Origin of the sequence: Pseudomonas luteola NBRC 103146 (assembly GCF_002091675.1) — a bacterium.
GTDB classification, from domain to species: Bacteria; Pseudomonadota; Gammaproteobacteria; order Pseudomonadales; family Pseudomonadaceae; genus Chryseomonas; species Chryseomonas luteola.
Genome location: NZ_BDAE01000055.1, coordinates 1 through 6,742, shown reverse-complemented (window position 1 = coordinate 6,742; position 6,742 = coordinate 1). Strand labels below are relative to the sequence as shown.

10 protein-coding genes are annotated in these 6,742 nt (G+C 49.1%); 5 read left to right on the top strand and 5 right to left on the bottom strand.

All coding sequences use genetic code 11. The features are described from left to right. The 3 genes from PLU01S_RS24695 to PLU01S_RS24685 form a co-directional block, all read left to right on the top strand. A partial coding sequence (locus PLU01S_RS24695; protein ID WP_139804002.1) for a CopD family protein occupies positions 1-492 on the top strand: 492 nt, incomplete at its 5' end. Between the two features lie 41 nt (positions 493-533). Next, positions 534-1,001, top strand: a complete 468-nt coding sequence (locus PLU01S_RS24690; RefSeq protein WP_010799578.1) for a DUF411 domain-containing protein — start codon at positions 534-536, stop codon at positions 999-1,001. Between the two features lie 335 nt (positions 1,002-1,336). Beyond that, a complete protein-coding gene (locus tag PLU01S_RS24685; protein WP_074828894.1) occupies positions 1,337-2,482 on the top strand; it encodes an adenine nucleotide alpha hydrolase family protein in 1,146 nt (381 codons plus the stop codon). A 116-nt stretch (positions 2,483-2,598) separates the two neighbouring features. On the opposite strand, the gene PLU01S_RS24680 is transcribed toward PLU01S_RS24685, so the two are convergent. Then, entirely contained in the window at positions 2,599-2,871 is a 273-nt protein-coding gene (locus PLU01S_RS24680) for an HU family DNA-binding protein (RefSeq protein ID WP_019364707.1), read from the bottom strand. A 186-nt stretch (positions 2,872-3,057) separates the two neighbouring features. Between PLU01S_RS24680 and PLU01S_RS26475 the strand changes: the two genes are divergently transcribed. Further along, positions 3,058-3,543, top strand: coding sequence for an ADP-ribosyltransferase-containing protein (locus PLU01S_RS26475; RefSeq protein WP_083397973.1), 486 nt, complete (start codon positions 3,058-3,060; stop codon positions 3,541-3,543). Between the two features lie 32 nt (positions 3,544-3,575). Continuing rightward, complete coding sequence (locus PLU01S_RS24670; protein WP_074828889.1) at positions 3,576-4,103, top strand: PDDEXK family nuclease; 528 nt, start codon at positions 3,576-3,578, stop codon at positions 4,101-4,103. Between the two features lie 95 nt (positions 4,104-4,198). Here the strand turns inward: PLU01S_RS24670 and PLU01S_RS24665 are convergent, their stop codons facing one another. The 4 genes from PLU01S_RS24665 to PLU01S_RS24650 form a co-directional block, all read right to left on the bottom strand. After that, positions 4,199-5,002 carry a Fic family protein gene (locus PLU01S_RS24665; RefSeq protein WP_074828885.1) on the bottom strand — a complete coding sequence of 268 codons (804 nt, stop codon included), beginning with the start codon at positions 5,000-5,002 and terminating at the stop codon, positions 4,199-4,201. Between the two features lie 26 nt (positions 5,003-5,028). Further along, positions 5,029-5,550: a hypothetical protein gene (locus tag PLU01S_RS24660; RefSeq protein ID WP_019364711.1), complete on the bottom strand. Its 522-nt coding sequence runs from the start codon at positions 5,548-5,550 to the stop codon at positions 5,029-5,031. Positions 5,551-5,701: 151 nt separating this feature from the next. Further along, a complete protein-coding gene (locus PLU01S_RS24655) occupies positions 5,702-6,208 on the bottom strand; it encodes a hypothetical protein (protein WP_019364712.1) in 507 nt (168 codons plus the stop codon). Positions 6,209-6,275: 67 nt separating this feature from the next. After that, positions 6,276-6,689, bottom strand: a complete 414-nt coding sequence (locus PLU01S_RS24650) for a DUF922 domain-containing protein (RefSeq protein ID WP_074828883.1) — start codon at positions 6,687-6,689, stop codon at positions 6,276-6,278. Positions 6,690-6,742: the final 53 nt, after the last annotated feature.

Below are 6,742 nucleotides of genomic sequence, written 5' to 3'. Positions count from 1 at the left end.
CGCTATGTTCACTTTACGAGCGACATCTTCCATCTTGTTGGAGCAGGTGCCTGGCTAGGAGCATTGGCGGCCTTTGGCCTGCTACTACGCCCAGGAAGCCTTGTAGCGTCTGAGCATATGCATCTGCTTAGTCGCGTGTTGAACGGCTTTGCTACCACCGGAACCGTTATTGTCGTAACGCTCTCGATAACGGGGGTAATCAACTATGGACTCATCGTTGGCCCTACGCTTGATGGCCTGTTATCCAGCCTCTATGGACAACTTCTTCTTGCAAAGCTGGCCTTGTTCGCCTTGATGCTGGTACTTGCAGCTGCCAATCGCTTTCGCCTGAGCCCTTTGCTTGAGCGTTCCATTCAGCATTATCAGCATCAACAGGCTGTAACAGCCCTGCGTCGTAGTCTTTTTATGGAAATAGGCGCTGCCATTTTGATCCTTGGACTGGTTGCCTGGTTGGGTACCTTGAGTCCTGAGATAGAAATGGCCATGGAGTAGCTTCTCGCTATGGGCTCATGAAAATCAACCGGAGCAGTATCATGAAAAACACACGTGTCCGTTTAGCGAACCTGATGTTGGTCGCTAGCATCGCGCTTCCTTTATTTCAGTCCTTTAGCCATGCAGAAGAACAGCTAAGTATTGATGTTTATCGCGATGCTAACTGTGGCTGTTGCAAAAACTGGGTCAAGCACATGCAAGCCAATGGCTTTGAGGTGCATGACCATGTCGAAACCAATATGAGTGCGGTTAAGGAGCGTTTAGGCGTAACGCCGCACCTGGCGTCCTGCCATACAGCTGTCGTGAATGGAAAGTTTGCTGAAGGTCATGTGCCGGCAGAGCAGGTAAAAGAACTGGCTAAACGTAGTGATCTGGCTGGAATGGCGGTTCCGGGCATGGTAGTCGGTTCGCCTGGTATGGAGTACGGGGATCAGCAACAGCCGTATCAAGTGCTTGGTCTGACCAAGCAAGGCGCTGAGCAGATTGTCGCGCAGTACCCACAGAAATAAGGTTTTACCCCCAGCCCTTCTTAACCGCTCCTTGCCTTTTCAACAGGCATTGTCTGATTGCCTACCTGCAGGATGTAACACTACTGCTGTTGGAAAGAGATATTATCCTCCGTCTCTATCCAATAGACTCCAAGAGTGTTACCTCCGGTTTGTCCTCTGCTCACAAGGACGTAACACTTTTTTCCCTTGACCTAGATTAGGTTAGACGCGACGAATCGGTTGCCAGGGCAACTAATATGTCCCGGAGAGGAGAAAACGCTTATGACCCTGTAAATCTAGCAGCCGATAATGGGGGCAACGATTGGGTGCTATCGCCAATTGCGGAATTCACGACTATGGATGTATTTAGCTTCATTGGCCAAGTGCGTTCAAACCGGCTAGAGACATTCAGTGATTTCGAAGCCTTGACCCAGGTCTATCGAGACATGAATGGAGGCGAATGCCTGGTCAATATCTATTTGGCAGGTGGAGGCGAGAAGAAGACTTCATGCGGACAACGCACCGGGTGCTGGATGTGTCTAGCCGTGGGCGAGGACCGATCAATGGAGAATATGCTCAATGAAGAAAATGGCAAATACAGCTTCATGAAGCCTCTTAATGACTTCCGCAACTATGTCAAAGGGCGTCACTACGATCCTGCTGCACGTAACTGGCTTTCGCGCACGATCAACAAAGAAAATGGAACCGTAAAGATTTCGCCCAACGCTTATTCTCCTCAGCACTGTCTGGACTTGTTACGTTACGCACTTACCATCCAGGTTGAGGAGGAAGAAGCGGCATGGGCGCGTGGTATCCGGCCAAGGTTTACCATCCTTGATGAAAAGGATGTGATCGCCATCGACCTTCTATGGGCGCGTTACGGTTATCAGAATCCGTTGATGGCAACACAAACCTATCACGAGATTACTGAGCAGGGTAAGCGCTACCCTATCCCAAAGGAGATTCCTCCATTCGAAAAGGTAGCCATGAAGACACTGGCCGAGGTTCCCTTTGTTGATGATGAGTATAACGCTCCGTATAACGGGCTACGATGTGCCATCCATGAGACAGTCGATGAGCACGCGGTTATGGAGAAGAATGGCCGTTATTACTCTCCGGTAAACACTGATGATGAGTTCACCATTCACCAAGAGGCTGTAGCAGACTTTTGGGGCTTGGAGGTTGAGCATGCGCTAGAAAAACACGGCCCTTCCACTGATAGTACTCCATCCAATGCTGTCCACTATATTCTTCGGTTAGGCCTCGCCTCAATCTACAAGGGAAGCCATGGTGAGTGGGATCGCATGATGAGAATGTCGAACCAGCTCCAACGTCATGGGATCCGTAATATTCTGAATGACCCTGAAGCGCTTATCGCAAAACTAGGCAAATTCAAGTCTGCCAAGGTTATCCAGACGTTAGAAGTGAAGGTCCCTGCTCCAGTCATGGCTCAGCCTGTAATGCCCAGATTGGGCACCATGGGTAATCCGTTTATCATCTAGCATAAGCCTTGCCATAAGCTTAAGTCCCTCACTGAACACAACGCTCGGACAACGTTAACCGTAAAGACAACAAAAAAGGCCCGCCAAGGCCTTTTTTGTTACGCTTAAGGGCAACCTTAGTTAACTACATCCTTCAGCATTTTGCCGGGCTTGAATACAGGCAAGCGGCTCGCTTGAATGGTCATAGGCGTACCATCCTTGGGATTGCGGCCGATGCGCTCATTGCGTGACTTAACGCCAAAAGTCCCAAAACCTACCAAAGAAACCCCTTCATTACGCTCAAGCGCTTCGGTGATCGAGTCAATGACAGCGGTAAGCGCTTTGCTCGCGTCTGCCTTTGAGAGATTAGCCCGTTCGGCTACCGAATTGATTAGGTCGTTTCTGGTCATTTCTTACCCTTAGAGCAAAAGCAAATTATTAGTGGAATTGCGATAATTTATTCTGACGCAATTGCAAACAAAAGCAATACTGGGCCTTAAGAGCTTGGGGACATATCACGCACTTATCACGAAATATCTATATAATTTATTATTGTATATACTATAATCAGTAAGCTTTGGATTTTAGTGTCAAGTATGCGTAAGCCTAATCAACTGTTCCCTGTACTGCGATGCTTCCATGGAACCGCTGCCAATTTCACCGTCTTTCATCCTTCTGAGCGAGGCTCATTTGGCTCAGGCATATATGCGGCAGTCGATGAAGCTGCGGCTAAAGAATATGCGGCCGGCGCCTTTTTGCTCACCCTTGATATGAGGCTGCAGAATCCCTACCGATACTCAGCAAGCTTCGAGCACTCGGTTGATCTTGACTCTGCGGCTATAGGCCTGGTGCAGACTCTCTTTAATGAAGAGCAAGCCGGTGCCCTCATCCAGGCAGCTATAGCTACCGATGGGTACTTTGGTGAGGAAATCCAAAGAGCGCTTAAGGCCCGAGGGTATGACGGAATTATCGCAACGTACGAGGATGGCTCTCAAGAAGCCCTCTGCTTTTCCCCTGAGCAGGTCACTATCTTAGACCGGCAAACCATTACTCATGAGCTGTCAGCTTCATTCAATCCATAACTGCTCTAACCATACCCTGCAAGGATAGTCCCATGGGTTTAAGACTTACGGTCGAGCAAGCGCTGCAAATCAATGCAATCACTGCCGATCAAGCCAAGGAACTGAGGGCGCAAGCTTCTGCGGTAACTAGGGCAAGAGGACGGACACCAGGCAAGGACGCGTCCAAGTCGGTGCCCTCATACAAGGGGAAAAGCCCGCAAGAACGCTTGTTTGATGCCTTAAAGGCGCGTATGCCGGAGAAGGATATTCGCTATGACGAGCCGGGCTTGATCCCGGGGCGGAGATTTAAAGCAGATGTCTATATTGCGCCAGACATCATCATTGAAATGGATGGTTATCGATATCACTCTGACCGTAAGACTTTCCAAAGCGATCGGCGGCGCAACAACCTATTTACATTGAACGGCTTCCGCGTTTTTCATACTTACACCGGTCAAGTAATGAACGAAGCAGCTCTATCAGAGCTAGTCGAAATGATTACTTATGCGGCCATGGCACCACTCCCTGAAGAGCTGTTAATGGAAACCCTCAGGCCAGCTTGTACTTCTGATGACCTTTAAACGTACCTGGCCAGGTGTATTGGCCAGGCTTACCCCCTGCCTCAAAATGCGTAGCGCAGGGAGAGGACTCCCATGCATAACGGTCTTACACCAGTCTAGAGGCTGGGCTCTGAAGGGTCATCATGCTCAAGATTCTCTTCTCTATTGAGCCCTAACAGACTGATGTAAATGTCGATTGACCGCTGAGTGGCATCAGCCACAAGGCGCGTTATTGAGTCAAAATTTCCGCTACTGCAGGCTTCATCCAACGCACTGTAGTAGGCTTCTCGATCTTCTTTCCGGATCACCGCAGGCGGATACCCTTCCTTGATGAGTTCAAAGTTCATCAAAAGGCGTGCGGTTCTACCGTTCCCGTCTACAAAGGGGTGAATTTTAACAAACCGAGTATGCAGCTCAGCTGCACGCTCTACTGGGTGTAGATCTTGAGAGGCAGAGTACCAGTTCATTAACTCATGCATCTCGTTTGGCAAATGAAGATGATCTGGAGGCGTGGTGCTAGCGCCGGTGATCACTACGTTCTCTTGCCTATAACGGCCAGCGTTCTGAGAGTCGATCTTGTTTAAGACTAGTCCATGTATATTCTTGAGTACCCATTCGCTCAAGGGAAGCTGGCCAGCAACTATTTCCTCTACGTAAGAAATGGCCTCGTAGTGGTTAACCGCTTCCAGGTGCTCTCGTATGGTTTTACCACCCACGGTAATGCCTTCAAGAACGACCTTTGTTTCTCTCAAGGTAAGAGTATTACCTTCAATGGCATTCGAATGGTACGTCCAATCAAGCGCAAGCTTGTCATGAAGCGATTTGACCGTATAAGGTGGAAGAGGACGAACAGAATCAATCTTGGCTTTAGCCTGACCAATATTAGAAAGAAGTTCGTGGAGTTGAATCTGATCGGTCATTGTGACGTACCTTGATGGCCGGGCATTTAAACGAACCGCGCGCTTTTGATCTGTTCAGCTGCAGTAAGATACCGTTTTACCGTATCGTTCACTGTAGAAGGGGTGGCGCCAGTAGTTCGACTGGCTTCAATCTGAGAGACACCCTCAACCAAAACCATTCGTGCGGCAATAGTTGCAGGCGATCCTGGCTCGCGGCTTATCATGCCAGCTAGGGTCTCAAACTGCGTAATTGTAAGTTGGGCCGACACAAATGCCTGAAGCTTAGCTGGTAGCTTGTCAGCGGATCTCTTTCCATAAAGAGCTTTGAACTGCTTAAAGGCTGCGCGTATAAAATCAGGCTTCCAATAATAAGGGCTTTCCTCATCCGGCTGATAAGCAAGCCCGCACGCCTCCCCCCATTCCCCTAGGACAAGTGCATCGGCATCACTAATGTCCAGCTCTTGAAGAGTCATAAGCCCTTCATAACGAATCTTAAACTCAGGGCGCGCATCGACCAGGACGAAAGCGTCCTTGAGCTTGGATAGATTTTTGCTGGTTTTTTCTATCACTAGGATGATACCTGTCTGTAGCAGCTGGGGCGGAGCTAGCTAAGCTGAACCCCCGTAAAATCTAGCTTATCTCTAGAAATATACGCCTTAGTAAACGTATATTAAATCAAAGGCAGGAGCCTTGTATGTACTTGGACCCGTATCTTAGTAGCTATTGGCAGAACTGTTTTACCTCAAGGCGGCCACATTCATTGTTGACGACTTGCTTCCAGCCTGTACCGGCCACGTAAATAAACAGCCTCGGCGTGAAGCTAGTCCCGTTGTCTACCGCATCTACGTGAAAACCCTGAATGTTGTTAGCTGTACCGCTGTCACACACAGTGACCGGTGTGGCATAGACCTGTAGAGACATAGGAGACGGACAGGATTTTTTGGCTACAGCAACGCCAGAGTTCCCTATTTTGAAATCGATGTCCATGGATGCCATCAGCAAAACTGGGGGCGTAGAAACGGTATCAGTATTCATGTTTGGTGTTACGCCACCGCTATAACGGTTAAAGGTGCTGGTCTGAGAGCCACCCGTGCCATACAAGCTGATATTGCCGCTATAGAACCCAGTTGAGCCTGGATCATTCCACTGCCAGTCTATCGGTGCCGCTTTGGCTAATGAGGGTAATGAAAACGCAAGGCAAAGAATGGATGCCATTAATCGAAACATACATCAACACTCCAAGAGTTATTGTTTCGTAATTAAAATTGAATAATACGGAATCAATCCTGCCCTGTCATTCTGAACGGCTGCTAATAACCGTATCTAGAGTCGTTTGCTGCAATAACTCCGATGGAAAACCTAGAGAATGGGCATCAACGTATGCGGCGCGCTGGCGTAGAGCTTCAAGGGACTGAGCTTGAATGCCATTGAAAGCATCGGTAAGCCCTTGGCAGTTGGTATACGCACCGAGAGTAGCAATCTGCTCCAACCATGCAACTGCTGCGTTCATCGCATCCTTGGCATGAACCTGCTCATGGCTGGCTATCCCATTTGCATAGTCACGCCAAAACGCTAATTCTCCTTCGCTTAACCCAGCTGTTCGAAGCTCAGGGATGGTCATGGTCAAGTCTAGAGTCAGGTTGCAGCCTGCAAGCGAGCAGTTACCGTCTGCATTACTTAGCAAAATTCCACGTAAACCCTCGCCCACTCGGACGGTGATGTAAGCGGAAAGCGCGCAGCGCTACTACTCCGGCGTGGCCT